The sequence below is a fragment of the Neisseria macacae ATCC 33926 genome, assembly GCF_022749495.1.
GTDB lineage: Bacteria > Pseudomonadota > Gammaproteobacteria > Burkholderiales > Neisseriaceae > Neisseria > Neisseria macacae.
On record NZ_CP094241.1, the window covers coordinates 573567 to 599099 of the forward strand.

The following is a 25533-nucleotide window of genomic DNA, read 5'->3' on the forward strand; positions in this document are numbered from 1 at the left end:
ACTTCAAATAAAAAGCTTACTGACTGATTCAGTCATCACCGAATATATTGATTAAGGCTTTGCCGATTTGTACAGTTTAAGTTTGGCGGCCATAGCGAGTTGGTCCCACGCCTTCCCATCCCGAACAGGACCGTGAAACGACTCAGCGCCGATGATAGTGTGGTTCTTCCATGCGAAAGTAGGTCACTGCCAAACACCTATTCTAAGCCCCTGACAGATGTCGGGGGCTTTTACTTTTACCTCATATTTTATTCATACCTTTACTTGAAACTCGTCAGTGCCGTTCCTTGCCTTCTTGCTATGGCTTACTTGCTCACGAGTGGAGATAGGCGGGTGCGACGATAGCGCAGCGGGTAAATGTGACGGATAGGGAGGGTGCGGGTAAAATAGGGATGTTGTAGAATCAATACATAAAGAGATAGTAAACTAAGAAATCTTCAGGTATCGTTTGAAAGGAAACGGTAAGACGGATATGATAGCCAACTATTTTACGGTGCCGCACACACAGGCATCATCCGCATTCACAAACTATGGAGTATCTTCTTATGAAAAAATTCCTCTTTGCCGCCCTCTCCCTGCTGACCGCTTCGCTGTCGCTGGCCGCCGTCAACATCAATACCGCTTCCCCGTCCGAGTTGGAAGCCCTGCCCGGTATCGGCCCTGCCAAAGCCAAAGCCATCGTGGACTACCGTCAACAACATGGTGCCTTCAAATCGGTCGAGGAGTTGAAAAACGTCAAAGGTATCGGTGAGGGCATCTTCTCCAAACTGAAGGCGGAAGCAACCGTCGCCCCGGCCGCTCAAAACAAAGCCGCCACCCCCGCCGCTAAAAAATAAACCCGAGTGCGCCCTCCCGAATAGGGAATGTGCGCAGCTGCAGACCCGGTAATGAAAAGGCCGTCCGAATCCAGTCCGGAGTCGGACGGCCTTCGTGTCGGGCGGGTAAGGCTGCCATGCCTGTCCCGCTTCATTCAGCCGTCAGATCAGGATGCATGGGGAAACCTATGTGGAAAGGTCGTCTGAAAAGGTAGCGGGCGGCAATACTGCCTTAGTGTGCACAGTAAGAAAGTAAGAAGGCTCGCTATTGGAAACGACTGCCTTGCCGGCGCACTATGCCGACTACGTCCCCACCAAATAGCGCGTTCACATCCGTTGCGGTAGATGACGCTAGGGGAATAGGGGCAGGGAACCTTTTGAGAAGAAGGGAGAGCCAAAAAGGCTGAGAAGAGGCGGAAAGAGGATAGAAACGATGTTATAACCGTTTCGAATTGTATTCTCGGTTTCAGACGACCTCTAACATTTCCCTGTATAATCACGCTTTTGTTCAAACGCTTGTACTTTCTAATATGATTTATCCGTGGCATCAAAACCAGTGGCGGCAGCTTACCGACCATTGGGAAAACCGTCCGAACGCTTGGCTGTTTACCGGCAAGGAAAACACCGGCAAAACGGCGTTTGCGCGGTTTGTGGCGCAGGCTTTGCTTTGCGAATCGCCTCGGGAAGATCATCAGCCTTGCGGCGTATGCGCTTCGTGTCATTTGTTTTTGCAAAACAGCCATCCCGATTTTTACGAACTCACTCCTGAAATTCCCGAAGACGGTGCGGTCGGGCGAAAATTGTTGCAGATTAAAATAGATGCCGTGCGCGATATTGTGGAGAACATTTATCTGACTGCTGTGCGCGGCGGGTTGCGGGTGGTATTGGTACATCCCGCTGAAAGTATGAACGTGCAGGCGGCAAACGGATTGCTCAAAGCTTTGGAAGAATCGCCGCAACATGTTGTTTTTTTGATGGTTACGCATGCGCGTGATAAGCTTCTTCCGACCATTAAAAGCCGTTGCCGCCAGATGGTTTTGCCCGCACCTTCGCGCGATGAAGCTTTGGCGTATCTTCGGAAAGAGGGTGTGGATGATGCGGAATCTCTGCTGGCTTTCCACAGCGGCGCGCCGTTGTTTGCCCGTACGCCCGAAATGGATGACTTGCGCGAAGAGCTGCTCACTTTACTTGCTGCGCCGCGCCTGTTGACGATACTCGACTACGCCGCTGCGTTTGACAAACACAAACAGCCGTTGGCAGTCTTCATCGATTGGATGCAGAAATGGCTGTTGGATGTCGGCTTGGCGCAACAACAAATGCCGCCGCTTTATTATCCCAATTACGCGCAGGCATTGTCGCAGACGGCTTCCAAAACCGATCCGCGCCGCCTGTTTGCGCTGACGGGTCGTCTGAACGCACTCAGCCCTTACGGATACCACACCTTGAGTGTTAAAATGCAGCTTGAGTATCTGCTGACTGAATATCTCGAATTTTGGCAAAACAAATAATCAGATAAGGTAAAACAAAATGGTAAACAACAATAAAGACATTCCGGCGAAAATGATGGCGTTGCAGCTTAAAGACCCGACCCTGCTCTACAACTGCTATATGCCGTTCCTCGAACACGGCGGACTTTTTGTTCCGACCGAAGACGTATTTTCATTGGGCGAAGACATCCTGCTCGCCGTTGAAATCGCCGATTACCCCAAACGCTTCCTGCCTACCAAAGTCGTCTGGATCAATCCCGCCCGTACTTCGGCACACCGTCCCAAAGGCGTCGGGCTGGCATTTTCCGAACACGAAAGCTGCCTTCAGGCGAAAACCCTGATTGAAGGCGAGCTGGGACCGAAACTGCGCAGCGACCGCGTTACCTTTACGCTTTAAAATCATGCATTTAATCGATTCACACTGCCACCTCAATTTTGAAGGCTTAAGCAACCGCCTGCCTGAAGTGTTCGCCAACATGGAAGAACAAAGCGTCAAGCAGGCGCTTGCCATCAGCGTGAGCAAACAGAGTTTCGCCGAAGTCTTCGACATTGCCCAAGCCAATGAACAGATTTACTGCACCATAGGCGTCCACCCCGACAGCCAAGAAGCCGAAGAATTTACCGTCGCTGAAATGGTCGAAGCGGCAAAACACCCGAAAGTCGTCGGCATAGGCGAAACGGGCTTGGATTATTACTGGTGCAAAGGCGATTTGGCATGGCAGCACCGCCGCTTCGCCGAACACATCCAAGCCGCCAACGAAAGCGGTTTGCCCGTGATTGTCCACACCCGCGATGCCGCCGCCGATACTTTGGCGATTCTGAAAGAAGGTCAAACCAATTCCGGCGTTATCCACTGCTTCACCGAAGATACCGCTTTTGCCAAAGCTGCTTTGGATTTGGGGCTGTATATTTCCTTCTCCGGCATTGTTACCTTCAAAAATGCCCCGCAAATTCAAGAAGCTGCCAAATACGTCCCTGCGGATCGAATGCTGGTCGAAACCGACTCCCCCTTCCTCGCCCCTGTTCCCAAACGCGGTAAGCCTAACGAACCTTCCTATGTCCGTTATACCGCCGAGTTTGTGGCGAAACTGCGCGGCGAACCCGTAGAAACGCTTGCCGCTTACACTAGCGACAATTTCTATCGTTTGTTCAATAAAGTACCCGACATCCGTGTTTGATTCGAATGGAAAAAGGTCGTCTGAAAATGCTTTATCTAGCGCTTCAGACGACCTTTTGAAATTTGGAATTTTTTATATAAGTGGACAGTCAGACTGGGTAATTTTGTTGGGCAGAAAATGGAAGATGGCGGAAGTCATCGATAAAATCAGTATCACAAGAAAGCCAGTGCAAAAGCGGACAGATAGTCATGGATGGGTTTAAAATCAACGCGAAAATCAAGATGGCAACTTCTTGAAAATATTTAAAGATTGGCTTTCATCATATCGTTTTCCGTTTTTCTGACAAATCATACTTCTATCGACACATCGCCTTTCCAATAATGAATTACGACATCACCTTTTTCACTCTGTTTTTACTCGGCTTTTTTGGCGGTACGCATTGTGTCGGAATGTGCGGCGGGTTGAGTAGTGCGTTTGCGTTGCAGCTTCCGCCGCATCTTAATCGGCTGGGACTGATTGTCCTATTGAATTTGGGACGCCTCAGCAGCTATGTGTTGATAGGTTTGATTGTCGGGCTGGTCGGGCAAATTGGTATTTCTTTGGATGATACGCGCTGGCTGCAAAACGGCCTGTATGTTGCAGCGAATGTGTTGCTGTTGCTGTTGGGCCTGTATCTGGCGGGTCTTTCTACGGCGGCTACGCAGATTGAGCGCATAGGCAGACCGATATGGAAACGTTTGAATCCGATTTTGAACCGACTGCTGCCGATTAAATCCGTTCCGGCTTGTTTCGGCGTAGGCATGTTGTGGGGCTGGCTGCCTTGCGGTTTAGTATACAGCGCCTCATTGTATGCTTTGGGCAGCGGCAATGCGGTGCAGGGCGGGCTGTATATGTTGGCTTTTGCACTGGGAACGTTGCCGAATTTGTTGGCAATGGGGATTTTTGCAGCACAATTGAAAACACTTTTACAACGCAGAGCCATCCGTCTGTGCGCCGGACTATTGGTCGCGGGCTGGGCGGTTTTCCGTTTGGCGGTAATGCTTTGAATTAAACAATGAAACGCCTTTTAAAAGGGTAGGGTTCATACATTGAAGGTCGTCTGAAAATCCGTTTTCAGACGACCTTTATTCATTGCTTGCAACGGCGGCGTTATTTATAGTGGATTAACTTTAAACCAGTACGGCGTTGCCTCGCCTTAGCTCAAAGAGAACGATTCTCTAAGGTGCTGAAGCACCAAGTGAATCGGTTCCGTACTATCTGTACTGTCTGCGGCTTCGTCGCCTTGTCCTGATTTAAATTTAAGCCACTATAATCGCAGCTTCAGTTCAAACCGCCGGCAGCCATCCGCGTATGCGTTTTTCCATTGCGTCGGCACTCAAGCCCAAATCGTCCAAAAGTTTTTTCGGATCGCCGTGTTCGGTCACGGTGTCGGCTACGCCCAAAAGTAAAACGGGTTTGCAGATGCCGTGTTTCGCCAACACTTCCAGCACTGCGCTGCCTGCGCCGCCTTGTTCGGCGTTTTCTTCGGCGGTAATGATGTAGTCGTGGCTTTGGGCGAGGCGGACGATGAGTTCCTCATCTATCGGTTTGACAAAGCGCATATCGGCGACGGTGGCGTTCAGTTTTTCGGCAACCGCCAATGCGGGGGCGACCATGCTGCCGAAGGCAATGAATGCGGTTTTCTCACCTTGGCGGCGGATGACGCCTTTGCCGATGGCTACGGTTTCAAGGTCGTCTGAAACGGGAGCGCCTGTTCCCGTACCGCGCGGATAACGGACGGCGGCAGGGGCGTCTGCCTGATAGCAGGTCGAAAGCAGCAGGCGGCATTCGTTTTCATCGCTCGGTGCGGCAATAATCATGTTCGGCACGCAGCGCAAGAAGCTCAAATCGTACAAACCGGCATGGGTAGGACCGTCCGCGCCGACGATGCCCGCACGGTCGACGGCAAACAAAACGGGCAGGTTTTGCAGGGCGATGTCGTGCACCAGTTGGTCGTAGCCGCGTTGGAGGAAGGTGGAATAAATGGCGACGACGGGCTTCATGCCTTCGCAAGCCAAACCGCCGGCAAAGGTAACGGCGTGCTGCTCGGCGATGCCGACGTCGAAATAACGGTCGGGAAATTGTTGTTCGAATTCGACCAGTCCGCTGCCCTCGCGCATAGCGGGGGTAATCGCCGCCAATCGGGAATCTGCCGCCGCCTGGTCGCACAGCCATTTGCCGAACACTTGCGTATAGGTCGGTTTGGCGGCAGGTTTGTTTTCTTTTTCAGACGACGTTGCGGTTTTGAGGTCGTCTGAAACGTCTTTGGGCAGGTTGGCGACGGCGTGGTATTTAACGGGGTCGTTTTCGGCGAGTTTGTAGCCGTTGCCCTTTTTGGTGATGACGTGCAGCAGTTGCGGGCCTTTGCGTCCGCGCAAATCTTTCAATACGTCAACCAGATGCTCGACGTTGTGGCCGTCCACGGGACCGGTGTAGCGGAAACCGAAGTTTTCAAACAAAGACAGCGATTGCTTGGCGTGTTCGGCTTCGCCCGCCAGCGTTTTGATTTTGTGTTCGACTTTTTGGGCAAGCTCCATCGCGCCGGGCAGCTTGTCCAAAACCTTGCTCGATTGCGCCTTGATTGTGCTCAACACGCCGCGCATATCGCGCACGACGTTGCTGGCGAGGTATTTCGGCAGCGCACCGACGTTGGGGGAAATCGACATTTCGTTGTCGTTGAGGATGACCAGCAGGTTCACGTCCATATCGCCTGCGCAGTTCAAGGCTTCAAACGCCTGCCCCGCCGTCATCGCGCCGTCGCCGATAATGGCGACGCTGCGGCGGTCGTTGCCCAAGAGCTTGTCTGCCGCCGCCATGCCCAACGCCGCGCCGATGGAGGTAGAGGAATGACCCACGCCGAAAGCGTCGTATTCGGATTCGCTGCGCTTGGGGAAACCCGCTAAGCCGCCATAACGGCGCATGGTGTGCATCTGGTCTTTGCGACCGGTGAGGATTTTGTGCGGATAACTTTGATGGCCGACGTCCCAAACTAACTTGTCTTCAGGCGTGTGATAAACATAGTGCAGAGCCACGGTAAGCTCGACCGCGCCTAAATTGCTGGCGAAATGACCGCCGGTTTTGCCTATTGAATCCAGCAGAAACTCCCGCAGCTCGGCGGCGACTTGGGGCAACTGTTTTTTATCCAGACGGCGCAAATCTTGCGGGCTGCCGACGGTATCGAGTAGCGGAGTGTGGCTCATGGTGTGTCTTTGCAGGCTTATTTGTGTATAGCGGGCAATTATAGCAAGAGTTTAGAAAGACGTGGGTTTCCTGCCGGAGGTCGGGTATCGCCGTTAAGCGGTTGCTTGCCGATGGAAGCGGCGTTTGGGGATGCATGTAAAGGTCGTCTGAACATGAAATTACACGCCCCGTATGCTACAATCAACAGATAATTCCATCGGTACCAACATCATGAAACCCCATAAAAAAGGCAATATTTTCATCATCTCCGCCGCTTCCGGTACGGGCAAGACTACGCTGGTTTCCCGTCTTTTGAAAAACAACGGCGATTTGCGCGTCTCCGTATCGCACACCACCCGCCAGCCGCGCGAAGGCGAGCAGCATGGCGTGCATTATCATTTTGTTCCCAAAGAAGAATTTGAATCCTTAATTGAACAAAAAGCCTTCCTCGAACACGCAAACGTTTTCGGTAATTATTACGGAACCAGCATCGCGGGGGTCAATTCCCTTAGCGAAGAGGGTTACGATGTGATTTTGGAAATCGACGTGCAAGGTGCGGCGCAAGTGCGCAAATCCCTGCCCGAAGCCAGCAGCATCTTCATCCTGCCGCCTTCGTTCGAAGTCCTTGCCGAACGCCTTAACGGGCGCGGCACCGACAGCGAGGAAGTTATCCAAACCCGCCTCTCCAAAGCGCGTCACGAAATCGAACAATCCGTCCTATTTGACTATATCGTCGTCAACGATGATTTAGACAGGGCGGAAGCCGATTTGCTTCACATCATCAAAGCAGGTCGTCTGAAAAAATCTTCCCAGCAAGGATTTATCTCAAACCTGTTGGAAAATTCCTGAAAAACAGCGAAAATACGCATTTACATTCCATCACAAATTAATAGAAAGAAAGCAAACAAATGGCCCGTATCACCACTGAAGACTGCACAGGCAAAATCCCCAATCATTTCGACCTGACCCTCGTCGCCGCCCGCCGCGCACGCCAGCTTGAAAACGGCAACGCCCCTATGGTTGACGACATCCGCAACAACAAACCGACCGTTACCGCCCTGCGCGAAATCGCCGCCGGTCAAATCGGTACCGAACTGCTGACCCGCAACAAATAATACCGGCAGGCAAAATCTGCTCAACCGCCGCGCGGATTGTATCGGCGCGACACATCCGACCGATACAGTCTGACGGCTCAAAACAAAACACACACCGAAGGCCGTCTGAAATGCCCGCCCCCCAGCCCACTGCCCCCTACGACGCGCTGACTGCCGAAGCCCGCGAACTCTTGTTCCGCACCGCCTCCTATCTCAGCCCATCCGAACAGGCCGAGCTTGAAAAAGCCGTCGCCTACGCCTTTCACGCCCATGACGGACAAACCCGTAAAAGCGGCGAACCCTACATTACCCACCCCCTTGCCGTCGCCACGCAGCTTGCGTTGTGGCACATGGACATACAAGGCTTGTGCGCGGGCGTGATGCACGACGTACTCGAAGACACGGGCGTATCCAAAATCGAAATGGCGGCAGAGTTCGGCGAAACCATCTCCGAGATGGTGGACGGGCTTTTCAAACTCGAAAAACTCAAATTTGAAGATCACGCCGAGCATCAGGCGGAAAGCTTCCGCAAGCTTATTCTCGCCATGACCAAAGACGTACGCGTGATCGTCGTCAAACTCGCCGACCGCCTGCACAATATGCGCACGCTCGGCTCCATGCGCCCTGACAAACGCCGCCGCATTGCCAAAGAAACCCTCGAAATCTACGCCCAAATCGCCAACCGCCTAGGTTTGAACAACGCCTACCAAGAGCTTCAGGATTTATCGTTTCAAAACCTCCACCCGAGCCGCTACGAAACTCTCAAAAAAGCGATGGACAACAGCCGCAAAAACCGCCGCGACGTCGTCGGCAAAGTTTTGCGCGCCTTCAGTCAGCGTTTGGTCGGCGCGAACATCGAAGCCAAAATCAAAGGCAGGGAAAAAAACCTGTACAGCATCCATCAAAAAATGTTGGCGAAAAAATTGCGCTTTGCCGAAGTCATGGACATTTACGGATTCCGCGTCATCGTCAACAGCATTCCCGCGTGTTACGCCGCACTGGGCGCGCTGCACAATCTCTATCAGCCCAAACCCGGCCGCTTCAAAGACTATATCGCCATCCCGAAAAGCAACGGCTACCAAAGCCTGCACACGACCTTAGTCGGTCCTTACGGCTTGCCCATTGAAGTCCAAATCCGCACGCGCGAAATGGATGCCGTAGCCGAAGGCGGCATCGCAGGACACTGGATATACAAATCCGGCGAAAATACCGTCGATCAAGCCGTCCTCCATACCAACCAATGGCTCAAAAACATCCTCGATTTGCAAGCCAGCAGCGCGAACGCCATCGAATTCCTCGAACACGTCAAAGTCGACCTGTTCCCCAACGAAGTCTACATCCTGACACCTAAAGGCAAAATCCTCACCCTGCCTAAAGGATCGACGCCCATAGACTTCGCCTACGCCGTTCACACCGACATCGGCCACAAAACCGTTGCTGCCCGCATCAACAACACCATGATGCCCCTGCGCACCAAACTCAAAACCGGCGATTCCGTTGAAATCATCACATCCGAACACGCCAAGCCCAATCCGGCATGGCTGAATTTCACCGTTTCCAGCCGTGCGCGCAGCGCCATCCGCCAATACGTCAAAAACCTCAACCGTCACGACGCCATCATCCTCGGCGAAAACCTCCTGCAAAAAGCCCTGTCCAGCCTGTTGCCCAAAGACGTATTGCTTTCAGACGACCTCAAAGAAAAATACCTTGCCGACCTCAACGACAAACAAACCTCGTTTGAAGAAGTCCTCTACAACGTCGGTATGGGGCATACCCTGCCCGTGTACGTCGCCATGCACATCGCCGAACTGGCAGGGCAGCACTTCGGCAGCGAAGTCAAACTCAGCCCCATCAAAGTCAACGACCAAGAAACCGGCCGCATCAATTTTGCCGAATGTTGTCACCCCGTCCCGGGCGATTCCGTCCGCGCCCTTTTGGTCAAAGACAAAGGCATGATTATCCACCGCGATACCTGTCCGACCCTGCTCAAATCCGACCCCGAACAGCAGCTTGACGCGAACTGGGAAGGCATAGGCAGCCATACCTACCGCACCGGACTCAGCATCCAGTCCGAAGATGCCCACGGCCTGCTCGCCCTTATGGCGCAAGCTATCTCCAACTCCGGCGCAGACATCGAATCCGTCGAAACCCCCAACAAAGCGCTGGCAGGTACGGAAGGCTTTGTCGAATTCAAGTTCATCATCAAAGTGAAGGACTTGGCGCAAATCAACCAAATTATTCACAACCTGCACGCCATTCCCCAAGTGCGTAAAGTGGTCAGAAGCTAGCGGAAGAAGGGCGGTAAAGCCGATGTCGTTTTGCCGCCTGATAGGGTTTAAGTTTTCTTAAAATCAAAAACAAAATCAGCAAGACGCGCGAAATACCACAAAGTTCGTCTGAAAACCGATATTCAAGGTTTTCAGACGACCTTCAAACTTGACAGAAACGACGCAATCAAAGATAATCCCGCAATTCATTTGCAGCCGCATTGACGGCATATCCGGCTCAAAGCCGACTTGTTAGGAGGTGATGTTTACATCACGGCGCGTATCCCGCCGGTCGCAAGACACCCGAGATACAGACAACCACTTTATTTACAAACCGCCCATTTTTACCTTTATCCCTTTCGGCGGTTTGAAACCAGAATTCAATTTAAAGGAAATAAAATGCCTGCAATCCGCGTTAAAGAGAACGAACCTTTCGAAGTAGCCATGCGCCGTTTCAAACGTGCCGTAGAAAAAACCGGTCTGTTGACCGAGCTGCGCGCCCGTGAAGCTTACGAAAAACCGACTACCGAGCGCAAACGCAAAAAAGCCGCAGCCGTAAAACGCCTGCAAAAACGCCTGCGCAGCCAACAACTGCCTCCTAAAATGTACTAAACATCAATTGCAGGTCTGCCCTGTGATGCCGAAACACACCGCAAGGCTTGACCTGCGGTGTGTTTTGTTTTTCAGACGACCTGCAAGGCAAGGGGTCGTCTGAAAAATAGAGAATCCCTAAGGCAGTATGTGCAATACCATCTTCCATCTTTTCCCGAAAGTCATCCCATGAGCCTGAAAGCACAATTAACCGAAGACATGAAAACCGCGATGCGTGCCAAAGATCAAACTGCTTTAAGCACCATCCGCCTCATCAATGCCGCCATCAAACAATTTGAAGTGGACGAGCGCACCGAAGCCGATGACGGCAAAGTGATTGCCATCATTACCAAAATGGTCAAACAGCGCAAAGACAGCGCCAACATCTACGCCGAAGCAGGTCGTCAGGACTTGGCGGACAAAGAAAATGCCGAAATCGAAATCCTGCACCGCTACCTGCCGCAAATGATGTCTGCCGAAGAAATCCGCACTGCCGTGGAAACCGTGATCGCCATGACCGGGGCTTCCGGAATGGCTGACATGGGCAAAGCCATGGGCGTGTTGAAAACCCAGTTGGCGGGCAAAGCCGATATGGGCGAAGTCAACAAAATCCTTAAAGCTGCGCTGACTTCATAATTGAATACCGACCGCTTTAGGCGGATTCAAGAACAACAAAAAGGTCGTCTGAAAATGGAATTTCCGTTTTCAGACGACCTTTTTTAAGCTTAGGCTTACCGTTTGCCGATATTGTGAAATATCTTGCCCATATCGTTTAAGAAACGGGGTTCGCGCTGGATCAGGTAAACAATCAAGGGGATATTGCCGATGGCGACGATCAGGTAAAGCAGGGAAATGCTGTCGAACAGCATCAAGAGTACCGCGCTTAAAATGGCAGCCGATACCATGAACACGCCATTGATAATGTTGTTGGCGGCGACGGCGTGGGCGCGGAAGGATTCGCTGCTGGCGGTTTGCAGCCAAGTGTAGAGCGGGACGGAGAAGAAGCCGCCGAAGAAGCCGATCAGCGTCATGACGAGCATGACGGGATACGCCATGCCTTGCGACAGGAACCAGGTGATGCCGTTGAGTTCGGTAAAGCGTTGCCCTTGGGTCAGCCATACCAAAATCAAGCCGAATACGGTCAAACCGGTCGTGCCGACGGTTACCAAGCCCAAGAGCAGGCGTTCGTGGCTGAGTTTGGCGCACAACACCGAGCCGGCGGCGATGCCGATGGAGAATAGGGCGAGCATGAGGTTGAAGACGTTGTCGTTGCCGCCCAAATGGATTTGCGTGAAAGTCGGCAGTTGGGTGGTGTACACCGAGCCGATAAACCAAAACCATGAAATGCCGATGATGGATGTGAAGACGGAATCATATTGCGCGGTTTCGCGCAGGAGCGCGTGCGTGCCTTTGACGATGTTCCATTCGATTTTGGTGTTGGGGGCTTTGGCGGGGACGTTAGGCATGAAGAAGCTGGTCAACGTGCCGCCGATGGCGACGAGCAAGACTAAGATGCCGACGACGGAGGGCGGCAAGCCTGCGACGGACGTGCCTAAAATCTGACCGAACAAAATGGCGATGAACGTTCCCGATTCGATCAGGCTGTTGCCCATAATCAGCTCTTTGTCGTTGAGGTAATCGGGCAGGATGGCGTATTTCAGCGGGCCGAACAGCGTCGATTGCGCGCCCATGCAAAACAGACAGACCAAGAGTAGCGGGGCGGACTGGATATAGAAACCGAACGCCGCCACCGCCATGATGATGATTTCCAATACTTTGATCCATCGCGCCAAGACGGCTTTGTCGAATTTGGTGCTCAGTTGTCCCGACAGCGCGGAAAACAGGAAATACGGCAGGATAAACAGCAGCGCGCCCAAGTTCAGCATTTGGCTGGCGGGCAGGAAGCTGTTTTTGCCCAAACCGTAGAAGCTGATCATCACAAACAGCGCGGTTTTGAACATATTGTCGTTGAACGCGCCCAGAAACTGCGTGCCGAATAATGGGGCGAAACGGCGGCTGGTCGGGAAATTCAGATTGTCTTTTTTGAGGCTCATTTTTCGGATTCTTGTTCTTCTTTTTCTATTTCGTTTTCAAGCAGCTTGTCGGTGGAATCGTCGTCCATCAGGATGCGGTGTGCCGGTCCTTCGAGATCGTCAAACTGTCCGTTTTTGCCCGACCACCAGAAAAAATAGCCGATGGCAAACGCCAAAATAATGCTGATGGGCACTAAGATAAACATACTTTCCATCACATCGCTCCGGTCAAATCGGTTAAGACAAAAGTCTGTCCCGATACGGTCAGATATTCGTTGCGCAGCGAGCCGACGGGGGCGTCGTCAAAAAACAGCTCGATACGGTCTTTCACGACGCGCCAATATTGCGGAATCTCGGTTTGCCCGAAAGGCGCCAAAACCTCCGCCGCCACGCCTTCTTCACTTTGCAGCTTGACGGCGAAACGCCCGCTCTGCGGCTGAGTTTCGGATTCATCATCCGGCAGCATGATGAAAAAGCCCACATGGGCGCCTTGTTGCGTATGGATACTGAAATAGTGCATATCAAAGAATCTTAAAAGGCTGCCGCTGTTTTCAGACGACATAGTGAATACAAAAACTTTCTAAATGTAACAGTTTGACACGCCCCTGCAAAGGGCTTTACGCCCCCGCGTTCGACAGGTCGTCTGAAAACCAACCGTTTCCCTTTAAACATCAATATCTTCCTTTATCGCTTTCCGCCTGCTCCAAGTCAAACATTAAGCCAAGCAGCCGCCCCCGTTTTTTGCTAGAATAGCGCGGTTTACATTCATCAACCGATTTCAGACGACCCCGTCCAACCGGCGGCGGCAGAAACCACACGGAAAGCAATATTCATAAAGTTGCCCCATTCCGAATGTAGCAATCATTTTTCTTTCATAGATTTTACGCCACCAACCGATACGGCCTGCCGCGCAGATGCCCGGCTCGAACCTCAACGCATCCATTATGCCTGCGGGAGATGTTTGGCGGTATATCCACGACAAAGAACAGATTGCCGATACTGTCCGCACAGGTCGTCTGAAACATCCAGGAGCCACAACAAATGACCCAAAAACTCATCTTAGTTTTGAACTGCGGCAGCTCATCCCTCAAAGGCGCCGTGCTGGATAACGACAGCGGCGAAGTCCTGCTCAGCTGCCTTGCCGAAAAACTCAACCTGCCCGACGCTTACATCACGTTCAAAGTAAACGGCGAAAAACACAAAGTCGACCTGTCCGCCAAGCCCGACCACACCGGCGCAGTTGAAGCCCTGATGGAGGAACTCAAAGCCCACGGCCTCGACAGCCGCATCGGCGCCATCGGCCACCGCGTCGTCAGCGGCGGCGAACTGTACAGCGAATCCATCCTCGTTGACGACGAAGTCATCGCCGGCATCGAAAAATGTATCCCGCTCGCCCCGCTGCACAACCCCGCGCACCTCTTGGGTCTGCGTGCCGCACAAAGCATTTTCAAAGGCCTGCCCAACGTCGTCGTTTTCGACACCGCCTTCCACCAAACCATGCCGGAACACGCCTACACATACGCGATTCCGCATGAACTGTATGAAAAATACGGCTTGCGCCGCTACGGCGCACACGGTACCAGCTACCGCTACGTTTCTGATGAAACCGCCCGTTTCCTCGGCAAAGATAAAAAAGACCTGCGCATGGTGATTGCCCACTTGGGTAACGGCGCGTCCATTACCGCCGTCGCCAACGGCGAATCACGCGATACCAGCATGGGCCTGACCCCGCTGGAAGGCCTCGTGATGGGTACGCGCAGCGGCGACATCGATCCCGCAGTCTTCGGCTTCCTCGCTGAAAACGCCAACATGACCATCACCCAAATCACCGACATGTTGAACAAAAAATCCGGCCTGCTCGGCTTGTCCGGCCTGTCCAACGACTGCCGTACCATCGAAGAAGAATCCGGCAAAGGCCATCCCGGCGCGAAACTCGCCCTGGACGTCTTCATCTACCGCCTCGCCAAATACATCGGCAGCATGGCTGTGGCAGCCGGCGGTCTGGACGTACTCGTCTTCACCGGCGGTATCGGCGAAAACTCCGACATCATCCGCGAGCGCGTACTCGGCTACTTGGGCTTCCTCGGTCTGAAAGCCGACCACGACGCCAACCTGAAAGCCCGCTTCGGTAACGCAGGCGTGATTACGACTGCCGACAGCGCAGCCGTCGCCGTTGTTATCCCGACCAACGAAGAATTGATGATTGCACACGATACCGCCCGTCTGAGCGGCCTGTAATACAGTAGTCATCCGATAAAAAACCTGCCGAAAACGGCAGGTTTTTTGTTGGCACGGCAAAAAGCATGATTTGTCTGCATGACCCACTTCGGGATTTTCTCTCCTCCTTCAAACGAAAGGAGAGGGTGTAGGTTTTTCTGCTTCGTATCCACTATATTCATCCCGATTTCCTCCCTTTCGGCAAGAGCCGCGATAAGTTGCTTTTCAGTAAAAAGGTCGTCTGAAAACCATTTTCAGACGACCTTTTCATCGCTATGGCTTCACAGGCTTCAAAGTCGGCAAAACCGTATCCCAAATCGCAAGGACTTCGGCTTCGCTGCGCTTCGTTCCGTCTTTTTTCTCAGTGCCAAACTGCATCATGATGCGCGGGTCGCCGCCGTCGCGTTCCCAAAAGAACATATATTTGTTGCCGCCCCATTTCACCAATTTTTCCTCACCCGACATACCGTTGATGGTGCGTTTGCCTTGGCGGATGGTGCGGGTTAGCGCTTTAACCATTGCGCCTTTCCCCAGATTTACCTTACGTTGCAGCAACGTTGCTTCGCCCGCTTTCAACACATCGCCGTGCATGATTTCCAGACTCATATCGTGTTGCTTGGCAAATTCGACGGTGCTATGAACTTCAAACGGTTTTTTGCCGTCGTCCGCGATAAAACCGCCTATCAGACAGATGCCGTGTTTATTTGGCACTTCAAATTCCTGCCTGGTTTTCAATCCATTGAGGATTTCTTGGCGGAATTTTTTCTCCATGGTGTTTATTGCTTCTTTTTCTTGGGTTTTCCAGTTGGCAGGGGCTTTGCCATGATCAGAAGGAATGCGGAAATAACTACGCACAATATAAGCATCATCATTATCCAGCTTGAAATATAAATCGGCTTCATAGGGCATACCGCGATCTCGGATAATATGCTCCCATTCAAAATCCCTACGCGTTACCTGCATCATTGCCCGATCCGGAATCAGAGTACGGGTATCAACAACAATTTTTGTTCCTGCTCTACCATTTTGCTTAAACTCGTTGATATTCCTAACGTTTCTCTTCCAGTCATTGAACATAACCATCACGCTCCAGCCGTTGTAATCAAGGTGCGTACTGCCGTGACGGCGTTGGGATGGCAGGCGCAATTGATAGCGGCCGCTGCAATAGGGTTGCTCGGTCCAGTAGGCGGTATCGATGGCGGATTTGGTGATGGTCGGCGAGGTTTCTGCCGATGGGGAAACGGTGGGCGTGCAGGCTGCGACGGCAAGTATTAGAGACAGCGTAGTCAGACGGATGGACATGGATAAGCTCCGTGATGAATAGGGGTCGTCTGAAAGTATAGTTTATTCAGACGACCTTTGTCATAAAACGAGCTTGGCGGTATTTATCCGACATGGGCGGGTGTTTCGCGCGTCCGTAAGATGGGCGGTATGTCGATAATGTCGGTAGGGAAAATGACGGTTTGGCTTTATAATCTGATTCATTCTTTTCAGGCAAACCATTATGGAACACGATTCAAACGAAACCATGCGCCTTTCCAAGCGTATGGCGCAATTGGGCTTATGCTCGCGCCGCGAGGCGGACAGCTACATCGAGCAAGGCTGGGTCAAGGTTAACGGGCAAACCGCCGTACTCGGTCAGAAAGTAACCGAACGCGATCGCATCGACCTCAACCGGCAGGCGCATGAAAAACAGGCGGAGCGCGTTACCATCCTGCTCAACAAGCCCATCGGCTACGTCAGCGCGCAGGCGGAAAAAGGCTACAAATCCGCCGCCGAGCTGATTACCGCCGACAACCGTTGGGAAGGCGACGACAGCCGCATTCCGTTCAGCGAAAAACACAAATTCGGCTTGGCGCCCGCCGGCCGGCTGGACATCGATTCCGTCGGATTGCTGGTGTTGACGCAGGACGGCCGCATCGCCAAGCAGCTTATCGGCGAAAACAGCGGCAGCGAAAAAGAATATCTCGTGCGCGTGCGCGGCAAATTAGACGAAAAAGGACTTGCCTTGCTCAACCACGGATTAAGTCTGGACGGCGAGAAATTGCGCCCCGCCAAAGTAGAATGGCAAAACGAAGACCAGTTGCGTTTCGTGTTGAAACAAGGCAAAAAGCGGCAAATCCGCCGTATGTGCGAACTTGTCGGTTTGCGCGTTGTCGGGCTGAAGCGGATTCGGATGGGTAAAGTCAAACTGGGCAAACTGCCGCCCGGTAAATGGCGTTATCTGCGGGCGGATGAGTCGTTTTGATTGGATTTGAACTTGGGGATGACGGCAAGAGGTCGTCTGAAAACGTCACAGTATCTATTTTATAAAGACAATAATATGAATTTAGAAACCAAAATCCCGCCGCCGGCGGTATGTTTTATCTGCGCATTGCTGATGTATGCCTCTGCGCAAGTATCCTCGCTGGCAGGCATACTGCCGCGCTTTCCGATATTGCTGTCAGTTGTTTTGATAGCGTTTGGGACAGCGTTGGGCGTGTTAGGTGTGTGGGCGTTTCGCCGTGTGCGCACGACCGTCAGCCCGTTCAACCCCGAACAAACCGAGCATTTCGTTTCAGACGGCGTGTACCGGTTCAGCCGCAACCCGATGTATGCGGGCATGGGCTGCTGGCTGGCGGCATGGGCGGGACACTTGGCGCATCCGTTGCCGTGGCTGTTTTTGGCGGTATTTGCCGCCTATATGACGCGGTTTCAAATCATGCCTGAAGAACGCGTTTTGGCGCAGAAATTCGGTGCTGAGTATGAAGCGTACTGCCGCCGCGTCCGCCGTTGGTTATAAAAGCGGCAACGCCAAATCAGATTCGCTATCCTGCGCCTTTGCGGCATGAAATGATTCGGCTGCGCCGATTGACTCAGATTGTGTGAATCCGCGATGGTTCGAATCAAACAAAAGGTCGTCTGAAACCCAAAAACAAGGTTTCAGACGACCTTTTCATTCAACTGCCTGCATCAAATTAATGATGACCGCAGCCGCATTCTTTTTTCATGTCGATAACCATGCGGCCGGTGATTTTGCCTTCGCGCATTTCTTGGAAAATCGCCGGAGCTTCGTCCAAAGCACGCAGTTGGACTTTCGGTACGACCAAGCCTTCCGCGCCGAATTGGAAGGCTTCTTCCAAGTCTTTGCGCGTACCGACCAACGAGCCGACCACTTCGATGCCGTCCAAGACGAGACGCGGGATGGACAGGTCCATAGATTCGGGCGGCAGGCCGATGGCAACGACGCGACCGCCCGCGCGGACGCAGTCCACGGCGGAGTTGAACGCGGCGGCGGATACGGCGGTAACAACGGCTGCGTGTGCGCCGCCGGTTTTTTCCTGAATCACTTTGGCTGCGTCTTCTTTGGCAGCGTTGATGACTAAATCTGCGCCGCTTTCTTTAGCGAATGCTAGTTTTTCATCATTGATGTCGATGGCGACAACGTGTGCGCCGAATACTTTTTTCGCGTATTGGACACCCAAGTTGCCCAAACCGCCCGCGCCGTAAACGGCAATCCATTGTCCCGGACGCACGCCGGAAACTTTCACGCCTTTGTAAGTGGTTACGCCGGCGCAGGTGATGCTGGAGGCTTGCGCGGGGTCGAGGCCGTCGGGCACTTTGACGGCGTAGTCTGCATCGACGATACAGTGGGTCGCCATGCCGCCGTCGGCGGTGTAGCCTGCGTTCAATACGGAGCGGCACAAGGTTTCGCGGCCGGTATTACAGTATTCGCACGAACCGCAGCTTTGGAACAACCATGCGATGCTGACGCGGTCGCCGACTTTCAGGGCGTTCGCGCCCGGAGCGACTTCTTTGACGATGCCGATGCCTTCGTGACCCAACACGCGGCCCGGTTTTTCGCCGTAGTCGCCTGCCGCAACGTGCAAGTCGGTATGGCACACGCCGCAATATTCGACTTCAACCAACGCCTCGCCGTATTCCAACGGGCGCAGTTCGCGTTCTACAACTTCTACATCGCCTGCTACATTTTGATTCACAACAACTGCTTGCATCTTCATGGTGTTCTCCTTGGCATTCGTAAGAAATCCGTAAACGGTTGGGCGGGATAACGCCTTTCCTGTAAATGAGAATACTCCCCTTCATTTCGCCGTGTCAACACCCTATCTTTTTGAAAAATAAGAAATAAAATGTTATACCATAACATTTTATCTGCGTAAAAATATACCTGTTAAAGCACTGAAAAATTCTTACACATATCATGTAAAAAAGGTCGTCTGAAAACTTTAAATATATTAACAAACGCGCTTCGTTTCCATACGGGGTCAAGCCTTACCGGTTTAAATTTCCTATTTTAGAAAATTACATATTTGGAATTTCGAGAACGTTATCATTTTTAGTGCTTGAACTGAAAGAGAAAAAATACTATCCTGTTTTCAGACGACGTTTGAGGAACGTCCAAAACCTAAGAAAGACAACCAAGGAGACAGCATCATGGCAAAAGATTTAAATGTGTTTGATAAAGAGTACGGCCTCTTGATTAACGGCGTGTGGACGAAACCCGGCGCGCTTTTGGATTCATACAATCCTGCCAACGGCGAAGTATTGGCGAAATTCACCGACGCGACCGATGCCGATGTGGATGCCGCCGTCGCCGCCGCGCAGGAAGCGTTCAAAACATGGCGCAAAACCACCACCACCGAACGCGCCGCCATACTCAACAAAATCGCCGATGTGATTGACGACAACTTGGAATTGTTCGCCTTGCAGGAAACGCTGGACAACGGCAAACCCATCCGCGAAACCCGCGCCGCCGACATCCCGCTGGCTTCCGACCATTTCCGTTATTTCGCCAGCGTCATCCGCGGCGAAGAAGGCACCGCAACCCAGCTTGACTCCGAAGACCTGTCTATCGTCCTGCGCGAACCCATCGGCGTAGTCGGTCAGATTATTCCGTGGAACTTCCCTTTCCTGATGGCGGCTTGGAAAATCGCCCCCGCGCTCGCCGCAGGCTGTACCATCGTTATCCACCCGTCTTCCAGCACTTCGCTGAGCCTGTTGTCGTTCGCCCAAAAAATCAACCACTTGCTGCCTAAAGGCGTGTTGAACATCATCACCGGACGCGGTTCCAAATCCGGCGAATACATGCTGCACCACAAAGGCTTCAACAAGCTCGCCTTTACCGGTTCGACCGAAATCGGTCGCCACATCGGCATCGCCGCCGCCGAAATGCTGATTCCCGCCACCTTGGAGCTGGGCGGCAAATCTGCCAACATCTTCTTTGACGACATGCCGTTCGACAAAGCCCTCGAAGGCGCGCAAAAAGGTATTTTGTTCAACCAAGGCCAAGTGTGCTGCGCCGGTTCGCGCATCTTCGTTCAGGAAGGCATTTACGACAAATTCGTCAACGCCTTGGCGGAAGAGTTCAAAAAAATCAAAGTCGGCCTGCCTTGGGAAGACGATACCCAAATGGGTTCGCAAGTCAACGCCGGTCAGCTCGAAACCATTTTGAAATACGTCAAAATCGGCGAGCAGGAAGGCTGCCGCATCATCACCGGCGGTAAGAAAATCGAAGGCGAGTTGGGCAAAGGCGAATTTGTCGAGCCGACCTTGATTGAAGCCGGCAGCAACAGCGCCCGCGTCGCCCAAGAAGAAATCTTCGGCCCGGTTGCTACCGTGATTAAATTCAAAACCGAAGAAGAAGTCATCAAAATGGCCAACGACAGCGAATACGGCTTGGGCGGCGCAGTGTGGAGTACCGACATCAACCGCTGCCTGCGCGTTTCCAACGCGCTGGAAACCGGCCGCGTTTGGGTGAACTGCTACAACCGCCTGCCCGCAGGCGCACCGTTCGGCGGCTACAAAACTTCAGGCATCGGTCGCGAAACCCACAAAATGATGCTCGCCGCCTACACGCAGGTGAAAAACATCTACATTTCCACCCGCGAGGAACGCGAAGGCTTCTATTGATTGCCTGCTGAACATCGTTTATTGATGTAGAAAAAAGGTCGTCTGAAAATCCGGATTCGGGTTTCAGACGACCTTTTGTGTTGAGTGGCATTCTGATGAATGTTTGCCGTTACAGGCGAATAAACGGTCAGAGGCTTGCCTTTGGGAAAGATTAAACGGTTTTTAGAAGCTTCATGATGCCAAAGGGGGGGTAATTTTGTTATACGGTATTTGCCAGCATGGTTAACGCATAAGGTTCCAAGCCATTTTGACGGCAATCAGCAGCAGCATGATGCCGAAGGAGATTTTGAGCTGGCGGGCGGGGAGTTTGTGCGCGGTTTTGACGCCGATAGGGGCGAAAATCATGGTGGCGATGCTAAGGATGGCGACGGCGGGCAGATAGAGAAAGCCGCCGGAGCCGTGGGGCAGGTCGGGAACGTTCCAGCCGGTAACGAGATAGCCGATTGTGCCGGCGAGCGCAATCGGCCAGGCAAGGCCGGAAGATGTGCCGATGGCGCGGTGGGCAGGAAAGTTGCAATACATCAGGAAGGGTACGGACAGCGAGCCGCCGCCGATGCCGACCCAGCTTGAAGCTGCGCCGAACAATGTACCGACTGCGCTCAGACCAGGCAGGGCGGGCAGGTGGCGCGAGGCTTTGGGTTTGGAGTCGGTCAGGGTTTTGAGGGCGATAAGGGTTAGGAATGAGATGAAGAAGATTTGCAGGGCGCGGGTAGGCATATATTTGGCAGTTACCGCGCCGATCAGTACGCCGAATATCATGGAAGGGGTCATACGGCGGACAGTCTGCCAGTCGATGGCGCTTTTTTTGTGCTGCGCGTACATGCTGGAGAAAGTGGTGAACACCATTACGGCGAAGGATGTGCCGATGGCGAGATGTTGGGCGTAGGGGTGGCTGCTGATGCCTTGCAGTTGCAATGTCCACAAGACGACGGGGACGACCAGCGTACCGCCGCCTACGCCGAACAATCCTGCAATAAAGCCCGCCGCGCTTCCGACGGCGAGCAGGGCGAGGATAATATCCCAAGTCCACATTTTTTCAGACGACCTTTTTGTTCCTGCGGCGTTTTTTCAGCCAACGCCGTGCCGCCATAATGTAGCCGGAGAGACTGTACCCCAAGAAGAAGAGGAATAAGACGAGGGCAGGCTTCCATGTGATTAAGAGGAGGATCAACACGGCGATTACCATGCCCATAAACGGGACTTGGCGGCGAATGTTGATTTCTTTAAAGCTCCAAAACGGGATTTGGACAATCATGGAAATGCCGGCGAAAAGCGTGATGCCCAAAGCCCACCAATGTACGCCGGGGAAGCGTTCGACGCTGTGGTTGACCCAAATCAGGCCGACAATCAACGCGGCGGCGGTCGGACTGGGGACGCCGATAAACCAGCGTTTATCGACTTTGCCGATAAGCGTGTTGAAGAGGGCGAGGCGCAGGGCGGCGCAGGCGCAGTAGATGAAGGCGACGGAATAACCGATTTTGCCGAACTGCGAAAGTTGCCATTTGTAAATAATCAATGCAGGTGCAACGCCGAAACTGACCATGTCGGCAAGGCTGTCGAGCTGTTCGCCGAATGCGCTTTGGCTGTTGGTCAGCCGTGCCACGCGCCCGTCCATCCCATCAAGCAGCATGGAGAGGAATACTGCGATCGCCGCTATTTCAAAGTGCTTGTGCATGGATTGGGTGATGGCGAAGAAGGCGCAGAACAGGGCGGCGATGGTGAAGGAGTTGGGCAGCAGGTAGATACTGTTGCGGCGCAATGAATTGCGTTGCAGGTTTTGAGGGTTTTGCGTATTGTCCATAAGCGTTCGATGATGCTGTACGAAGCAGATTTAGGGATTATACCGTATCGTGACCGCCTGACAATTTAATAACGATGGTATTTTTTTATGGCGGCGCGGTTCTGTAACTTGGGTGATGAAAAAGGTCGTCTGAAAACCTTTCGAGGTTTCAGACGACCTTTTGTTTAAGCTGTCATCAGCTCAGTTTGCCATGGCATTGTTTGTATTTCAGGCCGCTTCCGCAAGGGCAGGGGTCGTTGCGGTGGACGACTTGGCCTTGGGCGGCAAGTGCCTCGGGGCTGAAATCCGTTCCGTCGGGATCGAACGCTTCGGTAACCAAATTGGTTTGGGATTGTCCGAGCAGTTCTTCCATGTCGGGCGCTTCGGAGTGGATGGTTTGGATGCCGACGGGTGCGGGTTCGGCAATTTCTTCTACATCGGTGTTGCGCTCGATTTGGACGGAGGTCAAGAGGGAAGCGGTTTGATGCTTGATACCGCGCCACAGGTTTTCAAACATGGCGAAGGCTTCGCGTTTGTATTCCTGTTTCGGATTTTTCTGTGCATAGCTGCGCAGGTGGATGCCTTGGCGCAGATAGTCCATAGCGGCAAGGTGTTCGCGCCATTGCAGGTCGATGACTTGCAGCATGACGTTGCGTTCGAAATCCGCCATCGGTTTTTTACCGACCAGCTCGACTTTGGCCGCGTATTCTTCTTCCACGCGTTTAATCAGACGCTCTTTGATGTCCTGATTGTCCAAAGTGGTGTCTGCTTTGAGCCATGCTTGGATGTCTTCGTGCAGGCGGAATTCGGCGGCAAGCTGGCTTTCGAGTGCGGGGATGTCCCATTGCTCTTCCATGCTGTCGGGCGGTATGTACAAATCGACCAAGTCGCTGATGACTTCTTCGCGGATACTTTTAGTCAGGTCGCTGACGTCTTTGCTGTTGAGGATTTCGTTGCGTTGGTGGTAGATGACTTTACGTTGGTCGTTGGCAACGTCGTCGTATTCCAATACTTGTTTGCGCATGTCGAAGTTGCGGCCTTCGACTTTGCGTTGCGCGCCTTCGATTTGGCGGGTCAGCATACCATGTTCGATGGCGATACCGCGTTCGGGAGCGAGGCGGTTAAGGATGGCGGCGGCGCGGTCGAGCGCGAAGAGGCGCAGCAGCGGGTCTTCAAACGAGAGGTAGAAGCGGCTGGAGCCGGGGTCGCCCTGACGGCCTGCGCGTCCGCGCAATTGGTTGTCGATGCGACGGCTTTCGTGGCGTTCGGTGCCGATGATGTGCAGGCCGCCTGCCGCGACCACTTGGTCGTGTTCTGCCTGCCAGCCGTTTTCAAGGGCGGCGATTTGTGCGGCTTTTTCCTCGTCGCTCAGGTTTTCGTTGGACTGGATGGCTTCGATTTGGTGCTTGAGGTTGCCGCCGAGGACGATGTCGGTACCGCGGCCCGCCATGTTGGTGGCGACGGTAATGGCGCCGACTTTACCGGCTTGGGCGACAATCAGGGCTTCGCGTTCGTGTTCTTTGGCGTTGAGGACGTTGTGCGGCAGTCCGGCTTTTTGCAGAAGACGGGAAACCAGCTCGGAGTTTTCGATGCTGGTGGTACCGACGAGGACGGGCTGCCCGCGTTTGTGGCATTCTTCGATGTCTTTGACGACGGCTTCGAATTTTTCTTCGGCAGAACGGAAAATCTGGTCGTTGAAGTCTTTACGCTGTACGGGGCGGTTGGTCGGGATGATGACGGTTTCGAGGTTGTAGATGCTTTGGAACTCGAAAGCCTCGGTATCGGCGGTACCGGTCATGCCGGAGAGTTTGGTGTACAGGCGGAAGTAGTTTTGGAAGGTGATGGAGGCGAGGGTTTGGTTTTCGCGTTTGATTTCCACGCCTTCTTTGGCTTCGACGGCTTGGTGCAGGCCTTCGGACCAGCGGCGGCCGGACATCAGACGGCCTGTAAATTCGTCCACGATGACAATTTCGCCGTCTTGGATGACGTAGTGTTGGTCTTTATGGAATAACGTATGCGCGCGCAATGCTGCCATGAGGTGGTGCATCAGGGCGATGTTGGCGGCGGAGTAGAGGGAGGCGTTTTCTTGCAGCAAACCCATTTGAATCAGGATTTGTTCGGCGTGTTCGTGACCCGCTTCGCTCAAGATGACTTGGTGTGCTTTTTCATCGACCCAGTAATCGCCTTCGCCTTCTTCGGTTTCTTGGCGGATGAGGTGCGCGGGAAGGCTGTTCATGATTTGGTACAGCTGGATGTTGTCATCCGCCTGACCGGAGATAATCAGCGGGGTGCGCGCTTCGTCAATCAGAATGGAGTCCACTTCGTCCACTACGGCAAAATTCAATTCGCGCTGAACTTTGTCGTATTGGTCGGTCACCATGTTGTCGCGCAGGTAGTCGAAGCCGAATTCGTTGTTGGTACCGTAGGTAATGTCGGAGCCGTAGGCGTTTTGACGGTCAAACGGCTGCATATCGGCGACGATGACGCCGACGGTTAAGCCGAGGAAGTTGTAGAGCGGTTCCATAATGCCTGCGTCTCGGGCAGCAAGGTAGTCGTTGACGGTAACGACGTGCACGCCTTTGCCGGACAGGGCGTTGAGATAGACGGCAAGGGTGGCGACCAAGGTTTTACCTTCACCGGTACGCATTTCGGCGATTTTGCCGTCGTGCAGCACCATACCGCCGATAAGCTGTACGTCGAAGTGGCGCATACCGAGTACGCGGCGGGACGCTTCGCGGCAGACGGCGAAGGCTTCGACCAAGATGTCGTCCAAAGTCTGACCGTTGGCAAGACGTTGTTTGAATTCGGCTGTTTTAGCCTGTAAATCCGCATCGCTCAAGGCTTTCATTTGTTCTTCGAGTGCGTTGATTTTGGCAACGGATTTACGGTATTGTTTGAGCAGCCGGTCATTGCGGCTGCCGAAGATTTTCTTAGCAATGTTTGTCAGCATGAAATAGTTCCTGCGCCTGATATAAAATAATGGCGAAACGGGGATTTTAACA

23 protein-coding genes and 1 rRNA gene are annotated in these 25533 nt (G+C 53.0%); 15 read left to right on the top strand and 9 right to left on the bottom strand.

Going from position 1 to position 25533, the window contains the following annotated elements; genetic code table 11:
• Positions 1-81 precede the first annotated feature (81 nt).
• From rrf to MON40_RS02725, 6 genes are all read left to right on the top strand, one after another.
• A 5S ribosomal RNA gene (rrf, locus tag MON40_RS02700) occupies positions 82-195 on the top strand.
• A 350-nt stretch (positions 196-545) separates the two neighbouring features.
• On the top strand, positions 546-836 hold the full coding sequence (locus MON40_RS02705; RefSeq protein WP_009313167.1) for a ComEA family DNA-binding protein: 291 nt from the start codon (positions 546-548) through the stop codon (positions 834-836).
• Between the two features lie 509 nt (positions 837-1345).
• Positions 1346-2323, top strand: coding sequence for a DNA polymerase III subunit delta' (locus MON40_RS02710; RefSeq protein WP_003776880.1), 978 nt, complete (start codon positions 1346-1348; stop codon positions 2321-2323).
• A gap of 19 nt (positions 2324-2342) precedes the next feature.
• Complete coding sequence (locus MON40_RS02715; RefSeq protein WP_003760734.1) at positions 2343-2699, top strand: PilZ domain-containing protein; 357 nt, start codon at positions 2343-2345, stop codon at positions 2697-2699.
• Between the two features lie 4 nt (positions 2700-2703).
• Positions 2704-3480 carry a TatD family hydrolase gene (locus MON40_RS02720; protein ID WP_003776882.1) on the top strand — a complete coding sequence of 259 codons (777 nt, stop codon included), beginning with the start codon at positions 2704-2706 and terminating at the stop codon, positions 3478-3480.
• 320 nt (positions 3481-3800) lie between these two features.
• A complete protein-coding gene (locus MON40_RS02725; protein ID WP_003776886.1) occupies positions 3801-4466 on the top strand; it encodes a sulfite exporter TauE/SafE family protein in 666 nt (221 codons plus the stop codon).
• Positions 4467-4745: 279 nt separating this feature from the next.
• Here the strand turns inward: MON40_RS02725 and dxs are convergent, their stop codons facing one another.
• Positions 4746-6659 (bottom strand): 1-deoxy-D-xylulose-5-phosphate synthase, encoded by a 1914-nt coding sequence (gene dxs / locus MON40_RS02730; protein WP_003776888.1) that lies wholly within the window; start codon positions 6657-6659, stop codon positions 4746-4748.
• Positions 6660-6870: 211 nt separating this feature from the next.
• Here dxs and gmk point away from each other — a divergent pair, with 211 nt between their 5' ends.
• From gmk to MON40_RS02755, 5 genes are all read left to right on the top strand, one after another.
• On the top strand, positions 6871-7488 hold the full coding sequence (gene gmk / locus MON40_RS02735) for a guanylate kinase (protein WP_039862844.1): 618 nt from the start codon (positions 6871-6873) through the stop codon (positions 7486-7488).
• Positions 7489-7547: 59 nt separating this feature from the next.
• A complete protein-coding gene (gene rpoZ, locus MON40_RS02740; protein WP_003740638.1) occupies positions 7548-7754 on the top strand; it encodes a DNA-directed RNA polymerase subunit omega in 207 nt (68 codons plus the stop codon).
• Between the two features lie 110 nt (positions 7755-7864).
• Positions 7865-10021, top strand: coding sequence for a RelA/SpoT family protein (locus tag MON40_RS02745; protein WP_242925988.1), 2157 nt, complete (start codon positions 7865-7867; stop codon positions 10019-10021).
• 378 nt (positions 10022-10399) lie between these two features.
• Positions 10400-10612, top strand: a complete 213-nt coding sequence (gene rpsU, locus MON40_RS02750) for a 30S ribosomal protein S21 (RefSeq protein ID WP_002214819.1) — start codon at positions 10400-10402, stop codon at positions 10610-10612.
• Between the two features lie 168 nt (positions 10613-10780).
• Positions 10781-11227, top strand: coding sequence for a GatB/YqeY domain-containing protein (locus MON40_RS02755; protein WP_003744883.1), 447 nt, complete (start codon positions 10781-10783; stop codon positions 11225-11227).
• Between the two features lie 95 nt (positions 11228-11322).
• On the opposite strand, the gene MON40_RS02760 is transcribed toward MON40_RS02755, so the two are convergent.
• The 3 genes from MON40_RS02760 to MON40_RS02770 are packed head-to-tail and all read right to left on the bottom strand — an operon-like array spanning position 11323 to position 13144.
• The gene (locus MON40_RS02760; RefSeq protein WP_003776895.1) at positions 11323-12645 is read right to left on the bottom strand and encodes an MFS transporter; all 1323 of its coding nucleotides are present in this window, start codon (positions 12643-12645) and stop codon (positions 11323-11325) included.
• Positions 12642-12839: a cbb3-type cytochrome oxidase assembly protein CcoS gene (gene ccoS, locus MON40_RS02765; protein ID WP_003744897.1), complete on the bottom strand. Its 198-nt coding sequence runs from the start codon at positions 12837-12839 to the stop codon at positions 12642-12644. The genes MON40_RS02760 and ccoS overlap by 4 nt, the downstream gene beginning before the upstream one ends.
• On the bottom strand, positions 12839-13144 hold the full coding sequence (locus MON40_RS02770) for an HLGFF motif protein (protein WP_019270221.1): 306 nt from the start codon (positions 13142-13144) through the stop codon (positions 12839-12841). The genes ccoS and MON40_RS02770 overlap by 1 nt, the downstream gene beginning before the upstream one ends.
• Positions 13145-13665: 521 nt before the next feature.
• Between MON40_RS02770 and MON40_RS02775 the strand changes: the two genes are divergently transcribed.
• Positions 13666-14862: an acetate kinase gene (locus MON40_RS02775; RefSeq protein WP_003776902.1), complete on the top strand. Its 1197-nt coding sequence runs from the start codon at positions 13666-13668 to the stop codon at positions 14860-14862.
• 252 nt (positions 14863-15114) lie between these two features.
• Here MON40_RS02775 and MON40_RS02780 read toward each other — a convergent pair whose 3' ends face one another.
• Complete coding sequence (locus MON40_RS02780; RefSeq protein WP_003776906.1) at positions 15115-16143, bottom strand: T6SS immunity protein Tli4 family protein; 1029 nt, start codon at positions 16141-16143, stop codon at positions 15115-15117.
• Between the two features lie 202 nt (positions 16144-16345).
• Between MON40_RS02780 and MON40_RS02785 the strand changes: the two genes are divergently transcribed.
• Positions 16346-17089: a pseudouridine synthase gene (locus MON40_RS02785; protein ID WP_003776907.1), complete on the top strand. Its 744-nt coding sequence runs from the start codon at positions 16346-16348 to the stop codon at positions 17087-17089.
• A 75-nt stretch (positions 17090-17164) separates the two neighbouring features.
• Positions 17165-17623 (top strand): methyltransferase family protein, encoded by a 459-nt coding sequence (locus MON40_RS02790; RefSeq protein WP_039862777.1) that lies wholly within the window; start codon positions 17165-17167, stop codon positions 17621-17623.
• A gap of 175 nt (positions 17624-17798) precedes the next feature.
• Here the strand turns inward: MON40_RS02790 and adhP are convergent, their stop codons facing one another.
• Positions 17799-18842: an alcohol dehydrogenase AdhP gene (gene adhP / locus MON40_RS02795; protein ID WP_003764565.1), complete on the bottom strand. Its 1044-nt coding sequence runs from the start codon at positions 18840-18842 to the stop codon at positions 17799-17801.
• A gap of 433 nt (positions 18843-19275) precedes the next feature.
• Here adhP and MON40_RS02800 point away from each other — a divergent pair, with 433 nt between their 5' ends.
• A complete protein-coding gene (locus MON40_RS02800; protein ID WP_003776913.1) occupies positions 19276-20751 on the top strand; it encodes an aldehyde dehydrogenase family protein in 1476 nt (491 codons plus the stop codon).
• A gap of 222 nt (positions 20752-20973) precedes the next feature.
• On the opposite strand, the gene MON40_RS02805 is transcribed toward MON40_RS02800, so the two are convergent.
• The 3 genes from MON40_RS02805 to secA form a co-directional block, all read right to left on the bottom strand.
• Complete coding sequence (locus MON40_RS02805) at positions 20974-21783, bottom strand: sulfite exporter TauE/SafE family protein (RefSeq protein WP_003767644.1); 810 nt, start codon at positions 21781-21783, stop codon at positions 20974-20976.
• A 4-nt stretch (positions 21784-21787) separates the two neighbouring features.
• The gene (pssA, locus tag MON40_RS02810; RefSeq protein ID WP_003776916.1) at positions 21788-22552 is read right to left on the bottom strand and encodes a CDP-diacylglycerol--serine O-phosphatidyltransferase; all 765 of its coding nucleotides are present in this window, start codon (positions 22550-22552) and stop codon (positions 21788-21790) included.
• A 175-nt stretch (positions 22553-22727) separates the two neighbouring features.
• Positions 22728-25481 (bottom strand): preprotein translocase subunit SecA, encoded by a 2754-nt coding sequence (gene secA / locus MON40_RS02815; protein ID WP_003776917.1) that lies wholly within the window; start codon positions 25479-25481, stop codon positions 22728-22730.
• Between the last annotated feature and the right edge of the window lie 52 nt (positions 25482-25533).

Bases quoted from the DNA above. Each gene is read 5' to 3' on its own strand.
- MON40_RS02705 (WP_009313167.1), top strand. From the start codon at position 546: ATGAAAAAATTCCTCTTTGCCGCCCTCTCCCTGCTGACCGCTTCGCTG.
- MON40_RS02710 (WP_003776880.1), top strand. From the start codon at position 1,346: ATGATTTATCCGTGGCATCAAAACCAGTGGCGGCAGCTTACCGACCAT.
- MON40_RS02715 (WP_003760734.1), top strand. From the start codon at position 2,343: ATGGTAAACAACAATAAAGACATTCCGGCGAAAATGATGGCGTTGCAG.
- MON40_RS02720 (WP_003776882.1), top strand. From the start codon at position 2,704: ATGCATTTAATCGATTCACACTGCCACCTCAATTTTGAAGGCTTAAGC.
- MON40_RS02725 (WP_003776886.1), top strand. From the start codon at position 3,801: ATGAATTACGACATCACCTTTTTCACTCTGTTTTTACTCGGCTTTTTT.
- dxs (WP_003776888.1), bottom strand. From the start codon at position 6,659: ATGAGCCACACTCCGCTACTCGATACCGTCGGCAGCCCGCAAGATTTG.
- gmk (WP_039862844.1), top strand. From the start codon at position 6,871: ATGAAACCCCATAAAAAAGGCAATATTTTCATCATCTCCGCCGCTTCC.
- rpoZ (WP_003740638.1), top strand. From the start codon at position 7,548: ATGGCCCGTATCACCACTGAAGACTGCACAGGCAAAATCCCCAATCAT.
- MON40_RS02745 (WP_242925988.1), top strand. From the start codon at position 7,865: ATGCCCGCCCCCCAGCCCACTGCCCCCTACGACGCGCTGACTGCCGAA.
- rpsU (WP_002214819.1), top strand. From the start codon at position 10,400: ATGCCTGCAATCCGCGTTAAAGAGAACGAACCTTTCGAAGTAGCCATG.
- MON40_RS02755 (WP_003744883.1), top strand. From the start codon at position 10,781: ATGAGCCTGAAAGCACAATTAACCGAAGACATGAAAACCGCGATGCGT.
- MON40_RS02760 (WP_003776895.1), bottom strand. From the start codon at position 12,645: ATGAGCCTCAAAAAAGACAATCTGAATTTCCCGACCAGCCGCCGTTTC.
- ccoS (WP_003744897.1), bottom strand. From the start codon at position 12,839: ATGGAAAGTATGTTTATCTTAGTGCCCATCAGCATTATTTTGGCGTTT.
- MON40_RS02770 (WP_019270221.1), bottom strand. From the start codon at position 13,144: ATGCACTATTTCAGTATCCATACGCAACAAGGCGCCCATGTGGGCTTT.
- MON40_RS02775 (WP_003776902.1), top strand. From the start codon at position 13,666: ATGACCCAAAAACTCATCTTAGTTTTGAACTGCGGCAGCTCATCCCTC.
- MON40_RS02780 (WP_003776906.1), bottom strand. From the start codon at position 16,143: ATGTCCATCCGTCTGACTACGCTGTCTCTAATACTTGCCGTCGCAGCC.
- MON40_RS02785 (WP_003776907.1), top strand. From the start codon at position 16,346: ATGGAACACGATTCAAACGAAACCATGCGCCTTTCCAAGCGTATGGCG.
- MON40_RS02790 (WP_039862777.1), top strand. From the start codon at position 17,165: ATGAATTTAGAAACCAAAATCCCGCCGCCGGCGGTATGTTTTATCTGC.
- adhP (WP_003764565.1), bottom strand. From the start codon at position 18,842: ATGAAGATGCAAGCAGTTGTTGTGAATCAAAATGTAGCAGGCGATGTA.
- MON40_RS02800 (WP_003776913.1), top strand. From the start codon at position 19,276: ATGGCAAAAGATTTAAATGTGTTTGATAAAGAGTACGGCCTCTTGATT.
- MON40_RS02805 (WP_003767644.1), bottom strand. From the start codon at position 21,783: ATGTGGACTTGGGATATTATCCTCGCCCTGCTCGCCGTCGGAAGCGCG.
- pssA (WP_003776916.1), bottom strand. From the start codon at position 22,552: ATGGACAATACGCAAAACCCTCAAAACCTGCAACGCAATTCATTGCGC.
- secA (WP_003776917.1), bottom strand. From the start codon at position 25,481: ATGCTGACAAACATTGCTAAGAAAATCTTCGGCAGCCGCAATGACCGG.